Here is an 18,450-nt window from a genome sequence, read left to right on the forward strand (position 1 = left end):
GCCGGGATCTCACTCCCGATCACTGAGTTTTCAGTGACAACCAAAGATTAGAGGCACTGCTTCCTACCCGGCAACCTGAAAGATGCGTGGGAAAGTTCTATGGCCAAGACTAATTTCTTAAACACCCATTAACAGATTGGCCGGTTGTCAGGCAGCCTTCGCGAGCAAGCCCGCACACAGCAGGGCGGTGTCATCTGCTTTTGATTTTGCATTTGCGAAAGCCCAGGAGCTAAGAGAAACTCCCTGCCTTTCCAGACTCGATAAGGATGCGAGCATTGAAGTTTGAAAGGGATCAGTTTTCCGGCAACCATGGAATTGTCTTCAACGTATCGCGCTTCACTCTGTCAGCCAGTGAACGGGGTGGCCTCAGAACACTGCATTTTGGTGAAGCGAAAGCCGCCCACTATGAAGTGAGCAATCTGGTGGTGGAGCTCTACGACAAAATGCTCGCCAAGGATTTGCCTTGCCAAATGATGGTCGGGATCTCCAAACCCCTGACCCGGCTACAGGGGGATTTACTCAATGCCCAACGAACAAGTATCGCCAACCTCACCAGTGGTGTTTTCGCCGCAGCGGCAGGTAAATTCATGCCCGCTGCGGCCATCCCGGTGGGATGGGCAGTCCGCGAGTTCACGCTGAGCACATTGCCGACTTATCACGCCGGCGATGTCATCGTCAGCCTGGATGCACAGGTCAGCGGCGGCATAGGCCCTCAGCATTCAGCATCGTCCATGATCATCAAGACTCAAGGCGGGTGAGACCATGAACGAATATGGCCTGTACGCCCTGGCTTATGCAGTGTTCCTGCTGTTGTTCTTCTATCTGAAATCCTATGGCCTCAGAAAATGGCTGGGCATTGCGCTGGTCGCTCTGGGGTTTTCGAGTATTTTGATGCTGCCGCCTTTCATCGCAGGCTTCGATCTGGGCATCGTTTCAACCAATGCTATCGCCCTCGGGGCTGCGCTGTTTTTTAGTCGGACCCGGTATGCGGCGTGAGCCATGCGCTCATTCAAGCAACGTGAAACGGAATTCACTTCACCCACAACGCCCGCCTGACACCGCTTTGCGTAGGAACTGCCGAAGGCTGCGATCTTATGACGTTGATTTTCAAGATCAAAAGATCGCAGCCTTCGGCAGCTCCAGTCCGCCATCAACGCAAAAACCGGCCGACTATGCCCGGACAGAGGGGTCCCCCTCAAAAAACGATATTTCCGCCCGCCCCGCCAACAACGCTACCCTCAGGAAAACACCGCCGCCAAACCCACGGGGACTCCATGGAAAGAACCACCGTCAAACCACTTCTGCTTGCTCTCGCCCTCGCTACAACCGCATCACTCGCACAAACCGCCCAAGCCGTCACTACCCTGGTCTACTGCTCCGAAGCCAGCCCCGCCGGCTTCGACCCCAGCCAATACACCAGCGGCACCGACTTCGACGCCTCAGCCGAAACCGTCTTCAACCGCCTCACCCAATTCAAACGCGGTGGCACCGAAGTCGAACCCGGATTAGCGACAAGTTGGGATGTGAGCAAGGACGGTCTCAGCTACACCTTCCACCTGCGCGACGGCGTGAAATTCCACACCACCGACTACTTCACCCCGACCCGCGACTTCAACGCCGATGACGTCCTGTTCACCTTCCAGCGCCTGCTCGACCCGCAGAATGCCTTCCGTAAAGCCTACCCCGCCGAGTCGCCGTACTTCACCGACATGGGCCTGAACACCACGATCAAAAGCATCGACAAGATCGACGACCACACCGTGCGCTTCAGCCTGAACAACATCGACGCCGCATTCGTGCAGAACCTCGCCATGAGCTTCGCCTCGGTACAGTCCGCCGAATACGCCGCCCATCTGTTAAAGGAAGGCAAAGCCGCCGACCTCAACCAGAAACCGGTCGGCACCGGCCCGTTCGTGTTCAAGCGCTATCAAAAGGACTCGCAGATCCGCTACGCCGCCAACAAGGCCTACTGGAAGCCCGAGGACGTGAAACTCGATAACCTGATTTTCTCGATCACACCCGATGCCGCCGTGCGCTTGCAGAAGCTCAAGGCCGGCGAGTGTCAGGTCAGCGGCTACCCGCGCCCGGCAGACATCGACGTCATGGAGAAAGACCCAAACCTGACCGTACTCAAACAGGCCGGTTTCAACCTCGGCTTCCTCGCCTACAACGTAACCCATCCACCGCTGGACCAGCTCAAGGTCCGTCAGGCCCTGGACATGGCTATCGATAAACCGGCGATCATCAAGGCGGTCTACCAGAGTGCCGGGCAGCTGGCGCAGAACGCCCTCCCCCCGGCGCAATGGTCCTATGACCCGACCATCAAGGATGCACCGCACGACCCGACCAAAGCCCGCGCGCTACTAAAAGAAGCAGGGGTTGCGCCCGGTACCACCATCAATTTGTGGGCCATGACCGTGCAGCGCGCCTCCAACCCCAACGCACGTATGTCGGCACAGATGATCCAGCAGGATTGGGAGAAAGTCGGGATTAAGGCCAACATCGTCAGCTATGAGTGGGGCGAGTACATCAAGCGCGCCAAGAACGGCGAGCACGACGCGATGATCTACGGCTGGACCGGCGACAACGGTGACCCGGACAACTGGCTCGGCGTGCTCTACAGCTGCGCTGCGGTGAAAGGTAGCAATTACGCCAAATGGTGCGACCCGGCCTACGACAAGCTGGTGCAGCAAGCGAAGGTGTCCACGGACAAACAGCAGCGGGTCAAACTGTACCAGCAGGCACAGCAAATCCTTAAGCAACAAGTACCTATCACACCTGTCGCCAACTCGACCGTGTTCCAGCCACTGCGCAAGGAAGTCACCGACTTCAAGATCAGCCCTTTCGGCCTTACCCCCTTCTATGGAGTGGGTATAAATAAGTAACACCAGGCGCCAACCGGGTGCACCAGACGCCCCGGTTGCCCCGTGTCGGTGCGCGATTTGCACCGTAAAAAACCTGCGCAAACGGTCAAATGCGCGAGTATTTATACATATGCGACATTAAGGTACGTTCGTGCCACTGTTTAAGGTTTGGAGCCATTCAGGATCTTGCATTGGGTATGGCCCCTGCATAAGTATCCGCAGGTCGACTCACGAGGTCGTCCTCTAATTCCAAAAATGACAACAAATCATGAGGCCACCATGCTTAAACACGCGGTCATTCCGTTTTTAGTCGGCGCAAGCTTATTAGCCAGCGCACCTTTCGCCCAAGCGGCGACTAACCTGGTGTTTTGCTCCGAAGGGAGCCCGGCCGGTTTCGATCCTGGTCAGTACACCACCGGAACCGACTTCGACGCCTCTGCAGAGACCATGTTCAACCGCCTGACCCAGTTCGAGCGCGGCGGCACCGCCGTTGTTCCTGGCCTGGCGACCAAGTGGGACATTTCCGATGATGGCCTGACTTACACCTTCCACCTGCGCGAAGGCGTCAAGTTCCACACCACCCCGTACTTCAAGCCAACTCGTGAGTTCAACGCCGACGACGTGCTGTTCACCTTTAATCGCATGATTAACAAGGATGATCCGTTCCGTAAGGCTTACCCGACTGAATTCCCGTACTTCACCGACATGGGGATGGACACCAACATCACCAAGATCGATAAAGTCGACGACCACACCGTCAAGTTCACGCTCAAAGAAGTGGATGCCGCGTTCATCCAGAACATGGCCATGAGTTTCGCCTCGGTCCAGTCCGCTGAGTACGCTGCCCAGCTGCTCAAGGAAGGCAAAGCCGCCGACATCAACCAGAAGCCGGTCGGTACTGGCCCGTTCGTGTTCAAGAGCTACCAGAAAGACTCCAACATCCGCTACACCGGGAACAAGGACTACTGGAAGCCTGACGACGTGAAGATCGACAACCTGATCTTCGCCATCACCACCGACCCATCTGTACGCATCCAGAAGCTGAAAAAGAACGAGTGTCAGATCACCCTGTTCCCTCGTCCGGCCGATCTGAAAGCGTTGAAGGAAGACAAAACCCTGAAGGTGCCTGACCAGGCCGGTTTCAACCTGGGTTACATCGCCTACAACGTGATGGACAAGATCAAGGGCAGCGATCAGCCAAACCCGATGGCTCAGTTGAAAGTGCGTCAGGCACTGGACATGGCCGTCAACAAGCAGCAGATCATCGATTCGGTTTACCAGGGTGCTGGCCAACTGGCCGTCAACGCCATGCCACCGACCCAATGGTCTTATGACACCACCATCAAGGACGCGCCGTACAACCCTGAGAAAGCCAAAGAACTGCTCAAGGAAGCCGGCATCAAGGAAGGCACCGAGATCAACCTGTGGGCGATGCCGGTGCAACGTCCCTATAACCCCAACGCCAAGCTGATGGCCGAAATGCTCCAGTCCGACTGGGCCAAGATCGGTATCAAGGCCAAGATTGTCAGCTACGAATGGGGCGAGTACATCAAGCGCTCCAAAGGCGGCGAAAACGGCGCGATGCTGATTGGCTGGAGCGGCGACAACGGTGACCCGGACAACTGGCTGAACGTGCTGTTCGGCTGCGATTCGCTGCAAGGCAACAACTTCTCCAAGTGGTGCGACAAGAAGTTTGACGGCATCGTCAAAGAAGCCAAGCGCACCACCGATCAGGCCAAGCGCACCGAACTGTACAAGCAGGCGCAACACGTCCTCAAAGATGCTGTTCCAATGACACCTATCGCTCACTCGACGGTGTTCCAACCCATGCGCGACAACGTGCAGGACTTCAAGATCAGCCCGTTTGGCTTGAACTCCTTCTACGGCGTCAGCGTCAGCAAATAAGAAAAGGCAGCGGCGACGTTTTCAGCGACGCCGCTGCTTTTTTCTGCCGAGAAGATAGGAATTTGCCTACATCCTAATCCGCTGTCTGACGCAGCCAGGGGTTAGGACGCGTTGCCTTTTCCTACGAGTCTTTAGGACTCAGCGCATTTACTGCCAGACCCACGGCACCTACCGTCGGGATCTGACCAGCGATTGCGTGGCTATCGGTTTGCTGCCCGTATTGGTTTGAGCTCAATGCAGCCCCCCACTCGGGGTCGCGGCGCATTGAATAAACACTACAAAAAGAGGGAGCGTCATGCGCCATACCTTGGTTTTATCCGCATTGCTGGGCACCGGCCTGCTGGCCGTCACGTCCGTTAGCCAGGCCGCCAATAACAGCCTGGTGTTCTGCTCCGAAGGCAGCCCCGCCGGTTTCGACACCGCGCAATACACCACGGCGACCGATAACGACGCCGCCGAGCCGCTGTACAACCGATTGGCAGAGTTTGAAAAAGGCGCCACCAACGTCGTACCGGGTCTGGCAACGAGCTGGGATATTTCCGAGGACGGCCTCAAGTACACTTTTCACCTGCGCGAAGGGGTGAAATTTCATACCACCAAATACTTCACGCCGACCCGCGATTTCAACGCCGATGACGTGCTTTTTACCTTCAATCGCATGCTCGATCCGCAGCAACCCTTCCGCAAGGCCTATCCAACCGAGTTCCCGTATTTCAACGGGATGAGCCTGAACAAGAACATCGCCAAGGTCGAGAAGACCGGGCCGCTGACCGTAGTGATGACGCTCAACAGCGTCGACGCCGCGTTCATCCAGAACATCGCCATGAGCTTCGCCGCGATCCTGTCCGCCGAATACGCCGATCAGTTGCTGGCCTCCGGCAAGCCGAGCGACATCAACCAGAAGCCGATCGGCACTGGCCCGTTCGTGTTCAAGAGCTACCAGAAAGATTCCAACATCCGTTACAGCGGCAACAAGCAGTACTGGGACCCGAGCCGGGTCAAGCTCGACAACCTGATTTTCGCCATCAATACCGACGCCTCGGTGCGCGTGCAGAAGCTCAAGGCCAACGAATGCCAGATCACCCTGCACCCACGCCCCGCCGACGTGACCGCGCTGAAAAACGATCCGAAACTGCAATTGATCGAAAAGCCCGGGTTCAACCTTGGTTACATCGCCTATAACGTGCGGCACAAACCGTTCGATCAGCTCGAAGTGCGCCAGGCGCTGGACATGGCGGTTAACAAGCAAGGCATTCTCAACGCCGTCTATCAAGGCGCCGGTCAACTGGCAATGAACGCCATGCCACCGACTCAGTGGTCCTACGACGAGACGATTAAAGACGCCGCCTACAACCCGGAAAAGGCCAAGGAATTGCTCAAGGCCGCCGGCGTCAAGGAAGGCACCGAAATCACCCTCTGGGCCATGCCGGTTCAGCGTCCGTACAACCCCAATGCCAAGTTGATGGCCGAAATGCTCCAGGCGGATTGGGCGAAGATCGGCCTCAAGGTCAAGATCGTCAGCTACGAATGGGGCGAGTACATCAAGCGCACCAAGAACGGCGAGCACGACATCAGCCTGATCGGCTGGACCGGTGACAATGGCGACCCGGACAACTGGCTCGGCACGCTGTACAGCTGCGATGCCATTGGCGGCAACAACTACTCCATGTGGTGTGATCCTGCTTACGACAAGCTGATCAAGCAGGCCAAAGTCGTCACTGACCGTGACCAGCGCACGGTGCTCTACAAACAGGCGCAGCAGTACCTCAAGCAACAGGTGCCCATCACGCCAGTCGCCCACTCGACGGTCAACCAACCGTTGAGCGCCAAAGTCGAAGGATTCAAGGTGAGTCCTTTCGGTCGTAACGTGTTCTCGGGCGTCAGTATCGACCAATAACCGATTAGTCAGAACGCTGGGGGCGGATTCCGCCCTCACGCAAGCGTATTGCCGTAATTCGCCAATCAGGCCTATAGCAAACGTTTGCTTTGCGTGAAATGAGTTCAAACCAAATAGCCGTTCACCAAAAAAAGACCGGCATAAAAAAAGAAAACAAGGAGCTTCACCCATGAAACTGAGCAGCACCGCATTATTGGCCTTGGCCATCAGCAGCGTAACCGCCACGGCGTACGCAGAATCCCAGAGCCAGGCGTTCACGCCGGTTACCGTTAAAGAGAAAAGTGCCCAGAGTGAAGCCACAGGCTTTGTCGAAGGCCAATCGATCACCGGCAGCACGCGTAACTGGTATGCCAATGAGCAACTGAAGCGCGGCGCCACGTTCAGCTACAAGAAAAATGGTGTATCGACCCCGACTGATCGTCGTATCAACTGGGTTCAGGGCACTATCCTCAAGTACAACTCCGGTTTCACCGAAGGCACCGTAGGTTTCAGCACCGAAGTGGCGGCCTACAACGCTATTGCTCTGGATCGTGATCGCAAGGATCTGGCGTCCAATAATGGTGGCGCACCGGGTACTCGTTCTGGCGCGGGCAACAACCGCACACTGACCGAGGAAGGTGGCGACGCCGTCGGCCAGTGGAGCAAGCTGGGCCTGGCCAACGTCAAGGCCCGCGTGTCCAACACCACCCTCACTGCCGGCCGCCAGAACTTCAGCAGCCCGATGGTCGATGTCATCGGTAACCGTGCGTTGCCTTCGAGCTTCCAGGGTGTGAGCCTGCACAGCGAAGAGCTGGAAAACCTGAGCTTCGACATCGGCACGTTCGATCGCAACTCGCCACGAACCGAACAAAGCCAGCGCAAGTTCCGCACCGAATACGCCAACGGCATCGTTGAAACCGATCACGTCCACACGGCCGGTATCACTTACACGCCATTTGCCAGCCTGACCACCAGTCTGTGGGGCACCCAGGCTGAAGACCTGTGGAACCAGTACTACTTCGGCGCCACCCATGTGCTGGGCGACAGCCAGGTCCTGAGCCTGACCACCGGCCTGAACTACTACAAAACCCAGGAAGAAGGTAAAGCCCTTATCGGCAAGATCGATAACGACACCTACTCCCTGTCGTTCGGCCTGACCCACCAGGCTCACAGCCTGACCTTCTCTTACCAGGAAATTAACGGTAACGAGTACTTCGACTACCTGCACGAAACCAACGGCATCTACCTGGCCAACTCCCTGCTGTCGGACTTCAACGGCCCGAACGAGAAGTCCTTCCAGATTGCCTACGGTCTGAACATGGCCGAATACGGCGTGCCTGGCCTGAAATTCAACATCTACCAGGCTCGCGGCTGGGGCATCGACGGCACTCACTACACCGGCAACGGCGGCGTGGCGGACAAGGGTTACGACGGTATCCAGAACCAGGATGGCGAACACCACTATGAATACGGCATCGGTGCTTCGTACGCCGTGCAGAGCGGTCCACTCAAGGCCACCGCTATCCGCGCGACCTACACCGCTCATCGCGCCAGCGAAAACCAGGTGGATGGCAGCATCAACGAGTTCCGTCTCGTGACCACCATCCCGTTCAACATTTTGTAAAACCCATGCCGGCGGCTGACTCATGATGAGTCGGCCGTCTGGCTTTTCTCTTCAACCGATTGCAGAGGGCTCTAGATGAAAATGCTTCCCCTACGAGCGGCCATCGCTGCCGCGTTGCTGAGTGTCGCCGTCGGCGCCTCGGCCAAACCCTTGGTGGTCTGTACCGAAGCCAGTCCGGAAGGCTTCGATATGGTCCAGTACACGACTGCAGTCACAGGCGATGCGGTGTCCGAAACCATCTTCAACCGTCTGGTGGGCTTCAAGCCCGGCACCACTGAAGTGGTTCCGGCACTGGCCGAGTCGTGGGACATCAGCGATGACGGTCTGACCTACACATTCCACCTGCGCAAAGGCGTCAAGTTTCACACCACCGATTACTTCAAGCCGACCCGCGACATGAACGCCGACGACGTGGTCTGGAGCTTCCAGCGTCAGCTGGACCCGAAACACCCATGGCACAAACTGTCGAGCGTGGGCTTCCCGTACTTTGAAAGCATGGGCTTCAAAGAGCTGCTCAAAAGCGTCGAGAAAGTCGACGACAACACGGTCAAATTCACCCTGACCCGCCGTGAAGCGCCGTTCCTGGCCGACATCGCCATGGCCTTCTCCTCGATCTACTCCGCCGAGTACGCCGATCAGTTGCTCAAGGCCAACAAGACCGGCGACCTGAACAATAAGCCGATTGGCACCGGCCCGTTCGTCTTCCAGCGCTACGCCAAGGACGCTCAAGTCCGCTTCAAGGCCAACCCGGATTACTTCGGTGGCAAGCCCCCGGCTGATCCGCTCATATTCGCGATCACCATCGACAACAACGTGCGCCTGCAAAAACTGAAGGCCAACGAATGCCAGATCGCGTTGTATCCCAAACCCGATGATGTCCCTAGCATCAAGGCTGACCAGAACCTGAAGGTCGACGAACTGGCTGCAATGACCACCAGCTACACCGCGATGAATACCAGCCGTAAATACATGAGCGATGTACGCGTACGCAAGGCGATAAACATTGCATTCGACAAGCCGACTTACGTCACTAGTTTGTACGGCAAGGGCAACGCCGTCATTGGTACCGTTCCCTATCCTCCGACCCTGCTAGGCTTCAACGACAAACTGAAAAACCCACCACGCGACCTTGGTAAGGCCCGTGAACTTCTCAAGGAAGCGGGTGTACCGGAAGGTACCGTGCTGACGCTGTTTACCCGTAACGGCGGTGGCCCCACCAATCCTAATCCACTGCTGGGCGCGCAAATGATGCAGTCGGATCTGGCACAGATCGGGATCAAGCTCGACATCCGTGTCATGGAATGGGGAGAGATGCTCAAACGTGCCAAGAATGGCGAACACGACCTGGTATCGGCAGGCTGGGCCGGCGATAACGGCGACCCGGATAACTTTCTTACGCCGAACCTGAGTTGCGACGCAGCGAAAAACGGCGAAAACTACGCCAGGTGGTGCAACAAGGAATTCCAGGACTTGATCGACAAGGCTCGCGGCGGCACTGACCCGGCTGCCAGGGCGGCGCTCTACGAACAAGCGCAGGAAGTTTTCGACAAGGACCAGCCATGGATTCCCATGGCCTATCCGAAAATGTTCACGGCAATGCGCAAAAACGTCGAGGGCTACCACCAGAGTCCCCTGACAACCAATAACTTCGCCACCACCCAGGTGAAGTAGATAAGAAACGCCCGGCATCGCTGACCCCAGCGCTGCCGGGCACGCCTAACCGGCTGATGAGGTACACCACACGATGTTTAGTTTTATTGCCCGCCGATTGGGGTTATTGATCCCCACGTTCTTCGGCATCACCTTGCTGACTTTCGCGTTGATTCGCATGATTCCAGGCGACCCCGTGGAAGTAATGATGGGCGAACGTAGAGTCGACCCCGAAATGCATGCTCAGGCAATGGAACGCCTAGGTCTGAACAAACCCCTGTATGCCCAATACCTGGATTACATCGGCAAGTTGGCCCACGGCGATCTCGGCGAATCCCTGCGTACCCGTGAAAGCGTCTGGACCGAGTTCAGCTCTCTATTCCCCGCGACCCTGGAACTGTCCATGGCCGCCCTGTTATTCGCCGGCATCCTGGGCCTTCTGGCCGGGGTGATTGCGGCACTCAAGCGAGGATCCCTGTTCGACCACGGGGTGATGGGCGTCTCCCTGGCGGGATACTCGATGCCGATCTTCTGGTGGGGCCTGATCCTGATCATGTTCTTCTCGGTGAGCCTGGGCTGGACCCCGGTGTCCGGGCGGATCGACCTGCTCTACGACATCGAGCCGCGCACCGGCTTCATGCTGATTGATACGCTGCTGGCCGACGACGTCGGGGCGTTCTTCGATGCCCTGCATCACCTGATCCTGCCGGCCATCGTGCTCGGTACCATCCCGCTGGCGGTGATCGCGCGGATGACCCGCTCGTCGATGCTCGAAGTGCTGCGTGAAGACTACATCCGTACCGCCCGCGCCAAAGGCCTGTCGCCATCGCGCGTGGTGTTCGTTCACGGCCTGCGTAACGCATTGATTCCGGTACTGACCGTGGTCGGCCTGCAAGTCGGCACGCTGCTGGCCGGTGCGGTCCTGACCGAAACCATTTTCTCCTGGCCCGGCATCGGCAAATGGCTGATCGAAGCCATTGGCGCACGGGACTATCCCGTGGTGCAGAACGGCATCCTGTTAATCGCCTGCCTGGTGATCCTGGTCAACTTCGTGGTGGACATCCTCTACGGCTTTGCCAACCCACGCATCCGTCATCAGCGCTGAGATCAAGACCATGACCACTCTCATTACACCGGTAGCAGTCGATCAAAGCCTGCTGTACCCGTCCCCGTATAAAGAATTCTGGCACGCGTTCTCCAGGAACAAAGGTGCCGTCGCCGGCCTGATGTTCATGCTGCTGGTGATCTTCTGCGCGATCTTCGCGCCATGGGTTGCACCGCATGACCCAAGCGAGCAATACCGCGACTTCCTGCTGACCCCGCCGTCCTGGCTGGAAGGCGGGCAGATCCAGTTTCTGCTCGGCACCGATGAACTGGGTCGCGACCTGCTGTCGCGGCTGATCAACGGTTCGCGCCTGTCCCTGCTGATCGGCTTGTCGTCGGTGGTGATGTCGCTGATTCCGGGCATCCTGTTGGGTCTGTTCGCCGGGTTCTTCCCGCGCGTGCTCGGCCCGACCATCATGCGTCTGATGGACATCATGCTGGCCCTGCCGTCCCTGCTGCTGGCCGTGGCGATTGTCGCCATCCTCGGCCCTGGCCTGATCAACACCATTATTGCCATCGCCGTGGTTTCGCTGCCGTCTTATGTTCGTCTGACTCGCGCCGCGGTGATGGGCGAATTGAACCGCGACTACGTGACCGCCGCGCGCCTGGCCGGTGCCGGTCTGCCACGCCTGATGTTCGTCACCGTGCTGCCCAACTGCATGGCGCCGCTGATCGTTCAGGCCACCTTGAGTTTTTCTTCGGCAATTCTCGATGCCGCGGCACTGGGCTTCCTCGGCCTTGGCGTACAACCGCCAACCCCTGAGTGGGGCACCATGCTGGCTTCGGCTCGCGACTATATCGAACGCGCCTGGTGGGTGGTGAGCTTGCCTGGTTTGACCATTTTGCTCAGCGTGCTGGCAATCAACTTGATGGGCGACGGCCTGCGCGATGCGCTGGACCCGAAACTCAAGAACGCCGCCTGAGGAGATTCAAATGTCACTGTTAGAAATCAAGAATCTCAACGTTCGCTTCGGCGACGCCAACGCCGTTCCGGTGGTCGACGGTCTCGACATTACCGTGGACAAGGGCGAAGTGCTGGCCATCGTTGGCGAATCGGGTTCCGGCAAGTCCGTGACCATGATGGCGCTGATGGGTCTGATCGAGCATCCGGGGATCGTCACCGCCGATGCCCTGAATTTCGACGGCAAGAACATGCTCAAGCTCAGCAACCGTCAGCGTCGGCAAATCGTCGGCAAAGACCTGGCCATGGTTTTCCAGGACCCGATGACCGCGCTGAACCCAAGCTACACCGTCGGTTTCCAGATCGAAGAAGTGCTGCGCCTGCACCTGAAAATGTCCCGCAAGGACGCCCGCAAGCGTGCCATCGAACTGCTGGAAAAAGTGGAAATCCCGGGCGCCGCCAGCCGTATGGATGCCTATCCGCATCAACTCTCCGGCGGCATGAGCCAGCGTGTTGCAATCGCCATGGCGATTGCCGGCGAACCGAAACTGCTGATCGCCGACGAACCGACCACAGCACTCGACGTGACGATTCAGGCGCAGATCATGGACCTGCTGCTGGCCCTGCAGAAAGAGCAGAACATGGGCCTGGTGCTGATCACCCACGACCTCGCGGTCGTGGCCGAAACTGCCCAGCGCGTGTGCGTGATGTACGCCGGCCAAGCGGTTGAAGTCGGTCAGGTACCACAACTGTTCGACATTCCGGCGCACCCGTACAGCGAAGCACTGCTCAAGGCGATTCCGGAACACAGCCTGGGCGCCGCGCGCCTGTCGACATTGCCGGGCATCGTTCCCGGTCGTTACGACCGCCCGCAAGGCTGCCTGTTGTCGCCGCGCTGCCCGTACGTGCAGGACAACTGCCGCACCCAGCGTCCGTCCCTTGACCCGAAAAGCAACAGCCTCGCCCGCTGCTTCTACCCGCTGAATCAGGAGGTGGCGTAATGGCCGTCGTACTTACCGCCCGCAACCTGACCCGTCACTACGAAGTGTCCCGTGGCCTGTTCAAGGGTCATGCGACCGTGCGCGCCCTCAACGGTGTGTCGTTCGAACTGGAAGCCGGCAAGACCCTCGCCGTTGTGGGCGAATCGGGTTGCGGCAAATCCACCTTGGCCCGGGCCCTGACGCTGATCGAAGAACCGTCCTCCGGCTCCTTGAAAATCGCCGGGCAGGAAGTCGCGGGTGCTGACAAGGCTCAGCGCAAGCAGCTGCGCAAAGATGTGCAGATGGTGTTCCAGAGCCCGTACGCGTCGCTGAACCCACGACAGAAAGTCGGTGATCAGCTCGCCGAGCCGCTGCTGATCAACACCAACCTGAGCGCCTCGGAACGTCGCGAGAAAGTCCAGGCGATGATGAAACAGGTGGGCTTGCGGCCTGAGCATTACCAGCGCTACCCGCACATGTTCTCCGGCGGTCAGCGCCAGCGGATTGCCCTGGCCCGCGCGATGATGCTGCAACCCAAAGTGCTGGTGGCGGATGAACCGACCTCGGCGCTGGACGTGTCGATCCAGGCGCAGGTACTCAACCTGTTCATGGATTTGCAGCAAGAGTTCAACACCGCTTACGTGTTCATCTCCCACAACCTGGCGGTGGTGCGCCACGTCGCCGATCACGTGATGGTGATGTACCTCGGCCGTCCGGTGGAAATGGGCCCGAAAGAGGACATCTACACTCGCCCTCTGCACCCCTACACCCAGGCGCTGTTGTCGGCCACTCCGACCATCCACCCGGACCCGAACAAGCCGAAAATCAAGATCGTCGGCGAACTGCCAAACCCGCTGAACCCGCCGTCCGGCTGCGCTTTCCACAAGCGCTGCCCGTATGCGACCGAGCGCTGCACCACAGAAGAACCGCTCCTGCGCCTGGTCGACACCCGTCAGGTGGCTTGCCACTACGCCGAGCAATTCCTCGACGGCGCGGCGTAAAAACGGCCTGAAAAAAATGAGAGCGAGCTTGCTCGCGAAGTCGGTGTTTCAGTCACCATCACTGTCGACTGACAGATTGCTTTCGCGAGCAAGCCCGCTCCCACAGGGACCGAGTTGACCAGACCCCTTCCACCAGATTGCGTATCAGTCCGGCGAGGGGTTTTCTTTTGTCCGTGATTTACGTTTGCGTGTCTTCCTCATCCTCTTCCTCATCGGCGTCTGGATCATCATCGCCTGATTCGGTCGCAGCGATCATCAGCTCGCTGTGCACGCCTTGCCCGTTCAAGGCCTGTGTTTCGTGGTTCTCACATTCCGCCCACGCCACCGCCGATGTGCCGAGGGACAGCAGCACCAAAACCTTAAGCAACAACACAATGCGTTGGTAAATACTCATAGCCGATTCCATCCTTTGTGGGGTGAAGCACGGATGCCTGACAGGTAATGAATGAAATTTAGTTCCGATTGACCGGGTTCTCCAGACAGGACGCTACCGGGTAGCAGAAAATGTCGTTGGCGAAGAGATTGGTTTCGAATAAGGGTTATATCCAAACCCACTAACAATGATGCCAGTGGTGTCTAGTCCTGAAACAGGTGTAAACCTTATTCAGGACTAGACATGATCAATAAAAAAGCCCCGAGGCTGCTTACGCATCGGGGCTTTGGTGTTACGACTCAGCGCTTAATGATGCTCACGCGTCGCACGGAATTTCACATCCGGCCAACGCTCTTCCATCAGCGCCAGGTTGACCCGCGTCGGGGCCAGGTAGGTCAGGTGACCACCACCATCGACCGCAAGGTTTTCCACGGCCTTGACCCGGAACTCCTCGAACTTCTTCTTATCGTCGCAATCAATCCAGCGTGCGGAATAAACAGTGATCGGCTCGTACGAGCACTCAACCTTGTATTCCTCTTTCAAACGGCTGGCGACCACGTCGAACTGCAGCACACCGACGGCACCCAGGATGATGTCGTTGCTGCGCTCGGGGAAGAACACCTGAGTGGCGCCTTCTTCGGCCAGTTGCTGCAAGCCCTGACGCAGTTGCTTGGATTTCAGCGGATCACGCAGACGCACGCGGCGGAACAGTTCCGGGGCGAAGTGCGGGATGCCGGTGAAGCCCAGGACTTCGCCTTCGGTGAAGGTGTCGCCGATCTGGATGGTGCCGTGGTTGTGCAAACCGATGATGTCGCCGGCAAACGCTTCTTCCAGCTGCTCACGCTCAGAGGAGAAGAACGTCAGCGCATCGCCGATCCGCACGTCTTTGCCAGTGCGCACGTGGCGCATTTTCATGCCTTTTTCGTACTTGCCGGAGCAGATCCGCATGAAGGCGATACGGTCGCGGTGTTTCGGGTCCATGTTCGCCTGGATCTTGAACACGAAACCTGAGAATTTCTCTTCAACCGGTTCCACGGTGCGCTCGTTGGCGACACGGGCCAGCGGTTTCGGCGCCCAGTTGACCACGGCGTCAAGCACGTGATCGACACCGAAGTTGCCCAATGCAGTACCGAAGAATACCGGTGTCAGTTGGCCGTCGAGGAATTCCTGTTGATTGAATTCGTGGCAGGCGCCCTGCACCAGTTCCAGCTGATCCACGAAGCGGTCGTACTCGTCGCCCAAGTGCGCGCGGGCTTCATCGGAGTCGAGCTTCTCGATGATTTTCACGTCGGTGCGCTCGTGGCCGTGGCCAGCGGTGTAGACGATGATGTAGTCGTCGGCGAGGTGATAAACGCCCTTGAAATCGCGGTAGCAGCCGATCGGCCAGGTGATCGGCGCAGCCTTGATCTTCAGGACTGCTTCGATTTCGTCGAGCAGTTCAATCGGGTCGCGAATGTCACGGTCGAGTTTGTTGATGAAGCTGACGATCGGCGTGTCACGCAGACGGCAGACGTCCATCAGGGCGATGGTCCGTGGCTCAACGCCCTTACCGCCGTCGAGGACCATCAATGCCGAGTCCACTGCCGTCAGAGTGCGGTAGGTATCTTCGGAGAAGTCTTCGTGGCCCGGGGTGTCGAGCAGGTTGATCATGTGATCGCGGTACGGGAACTGCATGACCGACGTGGTAATCGAGATACCACGCTGCTTTTCCATTTCCATCCAGTCGGAGGTGGCATGGCGGTCGGATTTTCGAGATTTCACCGTGCCCGCAATCGCAATCGCCTTGCCCATCAGCAAGAGCTTCTCGGTGATGGTGGTTTTACCGGCATCGGGGTGGGAAATAATGGCGAAAGTGCGGCGTTTCGCGACTTCGGCGGCCTGTTTGGTCATGGGAAATCGCCTGGCAGGTGATTCAAAAAAGGGCGGCGAGTATAGCGCAAACCGAGCCTGACGGACCACCGTTCGCCCTGTAGCAGCTGCCGAGCCTGCGAGGCTGCGTTCGGCGGCGAAGCCGTCGTCAAACCAGATGTTGCGGTGTATCAGGCAGACCGAGCGTGCCGACTCTACGACTGCTTCGCCGCCGAACGCAGCCTCGCAGGCTCGGCAGCTGCTACACGGGCCAAACAAGATGCGTGGTAGCTAATTGCTGCTAATTATGGAACCTTTTAAAAGGTGGAGGCGTCCACTCCCCTGTTACGGCACTCGTACCAGGGGCTGAAAAATCAGCAAGTTAGCCTGACGAGGCTGCGCTTATGGCTCGATTTCATGCGGTTTCACGAGCATGAAGAGCTGCTTCTCGCGAACGTTGTTTTCCCGGCAGCCAGGAATGGCATGTGGCCGGGGTGGTCAGTTCTGTTGCTCAAATTCGGATGCCAGAAGTTCATAGCCCAGGCGCTGTGACGAGTCATAGCTCGCTATGGCGAGGAACAGCAACGCAGGATATGAGCTTCTGGCGCCGAAGTTGGGCAAACAGAACTGACCACCCCGGCCACGTAACACGGGACTGCGTCCGCCGACTGAAAAAAGGAGTCCGCCTGTGGCTATTCGCTATGGCAAAGGGCTGATAGGAGGTGCGGTTGTCGTCGCCCTTCTGGCCCTGCTGATCCACTGGATTGGCATCAACACGATCGAACAGTACCGCGACGATTTGTTGTTTTACCTGCAAGCTCATCTGATTCTCGTCCTCGTTTCCATGCTGGCCGCCCTTGTAGTGGGCATACCCGCCGGTATCTTCCTCAGCCGCCCGACCATGGTTGGCCGCGCCGAACGCTTCATGCAGATCTTCAACATCGGCAACACCGTGCCGCCTCTCGCCGTACTGGCCATCGCCCTGGGTATCCTCGGCATCGGCAGCGGCCCTGCGATTTTCGCCTTGTTCCTCGCCTCACTGTTGCCAATTGTGCGCAACACCTACGAAGGGCTGAAAAACGTCCAGGGTTCACTCAAGGAAGCAGCCGTCGGCATCGGCATGACACCGACTCAGGTGCTATGGCGGGTCGAACTGCCGAACGCCGTGCCGATCATCATTGGCGGCGTGCGCGTGGCACTGGCGATCAACGTCGGTACCGCACCGCTGGCGTTCCTGATTGGTGCCAACAGCCTGGGCAGCCTGATTTTCCCCGGCATCGCCCTGAACAATCAGCCGCAACTGCTGCTCGGCGCGGCCTGCACCGCCCTGCTGGCCTTGCTGCTCGACGGACTGGTGACACTCGCCAGCCGCCTCTGGCTCGAACGCGGCTTGCGCCCGTCTTAAGCCTCGGCAAAGGAATATTCATGAAGACATTAAGCTTTTTAATAGGCTGCGCCCTGCTGTTCGCAGGATTTGCCCAAGCCGCTGAAAAACCCGTGATCCGCATCGGCGCCCGGGTGTTCACCGAACAAACCCTGCTGGCGGAAATCACTTCCCAATACCTGCGCACCAAGGGTTATGACACCCAAGTGACCGGCGGTCTGGGCAGCAACCTGGCCCGCAGCGCCCACGAAAGTGGTCAGCTGGACTTGATGTGGGAATACACCGGCGTGTCGCTGGTGGCTTACAACCACGTCACCGACAAGCTCGATAGCGCTCAGTCCTACGCCCGGGTGAAAGAACTCGACGCAAAAAAAGGCCTGGTCTGGCTCACCCCGTCGAAGTTCAGCAATACCTACGCCCTGGCACTGCCGGAAAACACCGCAAAAGCGTATCCGCAGATCAACACCATCAGCGAGCTGAACACAGTGCTGCAGGCTGAGGCGAAGACCAACCACCTCGTCGCCCTGGACACTGAGTTTGCCAACCGTTCCGACGGTCTCGATGGCATGGTGGATCTCTACGGCATGAACCTGACCCGCAACAACATTCGCCAGATGGATGCCGGGCTGGTCTACACCGCCCTGCGCAACGGTCAGGTGTTTGCAGGTTTGGTCTACACCACGGACGGTCGCTTGAACGCCTTCAAGCTGAAACTGCTGGAAGACGATAAGCACTACTTCCCGGACTACACCGCCGCACCGGTGGTACGCCAGGTCTACCTCGACGCCCACCCGAAACTCGCCGAAGAGCTCAAGCCGCTGGCCGAACTGTTCGACGACGCCACCATGCGTCAGCTCAACGCGCGGGTCGATGTCGATCACGAAAGTCCTTCATCCGTTGCCGCCGATTTCCTGCGCCAACATCCATTGAAATAAGGAGG

At 58.2% G+C, this 18,450-nt stretch carries 15 protein-coding genes; 13 read left to right on the top strand and 2 right to left on the bottom strand.

The window, feature by feature from the left end; translation table 11 throughout:
* Positions 1-275: 275 nt before the first annotated feature.
* The 11 genes from IB250_RS25745 to IB250_RS25795 all read left to right on the top strand — a co-directional run bounded on the left by IB250_RS25745 (position 276) and on the right by IB250_RS25795 (position 13,905).
* Positions 276-758: a hypothetical protein gene (locus IB250_RS25745; RefSeq protein ID WP_192346274.1), complete on the top strand. Its 483-nt coding sequence runs from the start codon at positions 276-278 to the stop codon at positions 756-758.
* A gap of 4 nt (positions 759-762) precedes the next feature.
* Positions 763-996 carry a hypothetical protein gene (locus IB250_RS25750; RefSeq protein WP_192346276.1) on the top strand — a complete coding sequence of 78 codons (234 nt, stop codon included), beginning with the start codon at positions 763-765 and terminating at the stop codon, positions 994-996.
* Positions 997-1,274: 278 nt separating this feature from the next.
* Positions 1,275-2,885, top strand: a complete 1,611-nt coding sequence (locus IB250_RS25755; RefSeq protein WP_192346278.1) for an ABC transporter substrate-binding protein — start codon at positions 1,275-1,277, stop codon at positions 2,883-2,885.
* 258 nt (positions 2,886-3,143) lie between these two features.
* On the top strand, positions 3,144-4,769 hold the full coding sequence (locus tag IB250_RS25760; protein WP_192346279.1) for an ABC transporter substrate-binding protein: 1,626 nt from the start codon (positions 3,144-3,146) through the stop codon (positions 4,767-4,769).
* A gap of 295 nt (positions 4,770-5,064) precedes the next feature.
* Positions 5,065-6,666, top strand: a complete 1,602-nt coding sequence (locus IB250_RS25765) for an ABC transporter substrate-binding protein (protein ID WP_192346281.1) — start codon at positions 5,065-5,067, stop codon at positions 6,664-6,666.
* 169 nt (positions 6,667-6,835) lie between these two features.
* Positions 6,836-8,269, top strand: coding sequence for an OprD family porin (locus tag IB250_RS25770; RefSeq protein WP_192346283.1), 1,434 nt, complete (start codon positions 6,836-6,838; stop codon positions 8,267-8,269).
* A gap of 75 nt (positions 8,270-8,344) precedes the next feature.
* Positions 8,345-9,940, top strand: a complete 1,596-nt coding sequence (locus tag IB250_RS25775) for an ABC transporter substrate-binding protein (protein WP_192346285.1) — start codon at positions 8,345-8,347, stop codon at positions 9,938-9,940.
* 73 nt (positions 9,941-10,013) lie between these two features.
* Positions 10,014-11,024: an ABC transporter permease subunit gene (locus tag IB250_RS25780; RefSeq protein ID WP_063341564.1), complete on the top strand. Its 1,011-nt coding sequence runs from the start codon at positions 10,014-10,016 to the stop codon at positions 11,022-11,024.
* Positions 11,025-11,034: 10 nt separating this feature from the next.
* The gene (locus IB250_RS25785) at positions 11,035-11,946 is read left to right on the top strand and encodes an ABC transporter permease subunit (protein ID WP_095631254.1); all 912 of its coding nucleotides are present in this window, start codon (positions 11,035-11,037) and stop codon (positions 11,944-11,946) included.
* 10 nt (positions 11,947-11,956) lie between these two features.
* Positions 11,957-12,925, top strand: a complete 969-nt coding sequence (locus IB250_RS25790; protein ID WP_192346287.1) for an ABC transporter ATP-binding protein — start codon at positions 11,957-11,959, stop codon at positions 12,923-12,925.
* The gene (locus IB250_RS25795) at positions 12,925-13,905 is read left to right on the top strand and encodes a peptide ABC transporter ATP-binding protein (protein ID WP_192346289.1); all 981 of its coding nucleotides are present in this window, start codon (positions 12,925-12,927) and stop codon (positions 13,903-13,905) included. Before IB250_RS25790 ends, IB250_RS25795 begins: the two co-directional genes overlap by 1 nt.
* 178 nt (positions 13,906-14,083) lie before the next feature.
* Here the strand turns inward: IB250_RS25795 and IB250_RS25800 are convergent, their stop codons facing one another.
* Positions 14,084-14,299, bottom strand: a complete 216-nt coding sequence (locus IB250_RS25800; protein WP_192346291.1) for a hypothetical protein — start codon at positions 14,297-14,299, stop codon at positions 14,084-14,086.
* Between the two features lie 285 nt (positions 14,300-14,584).
* Complete coding sequence (locus IB250_RS25805; protein WP_123498922.1) at positions 14,585-16,168, bottom strand: peptide chain release factor 3; 1,584 nt, start codon at positions 16,166-16,168, stop codon at positions 14,585-14,587.
* Between the two features lie 646 nt (positions 16,169-16,814).
* Between IB250_RS25805 and IB250_RS25810 the strand changes: the two genes are divergently transcribed.
* Together IB250_RS25810 and IB250_RS25815 are read left to right on the top strand one after the other, a co-directional pair.
* Positions 16,815-17,531 (top strand): ABC transporter permease, encoded by a 717-nt coding sequence (locus IB250_RS25810; RefSeq protein WP_192346293.1) that lies wholly within the window; start codon positions 16,815-16,817, stop codon positions 17,529-17,531.
* 20 nt (positions 17,532-17,551) lie between these two features.
* Complete coding sequence (locus tag IB250_RS25815) at positions 17,552-18,445, top strand: glycine betaine ABC transporter substrate-binding protein (protein WP_192346295.1); 894 nt, start codon at positions 17,552-17,554, stop codon at positions 18,443-18,445.
* Positions 18,446-18,450: the final 5 nt, after the last annotated feature.

The organism is Pseudomonas sp. PDM09, assembly GCF_014852305.1.
Lineage (GTDB): Bacteria > Pseudomonadota > Gammaproteobacteria > Pseudomonadales > Pseudomonadaceae > Aquipseudomonas.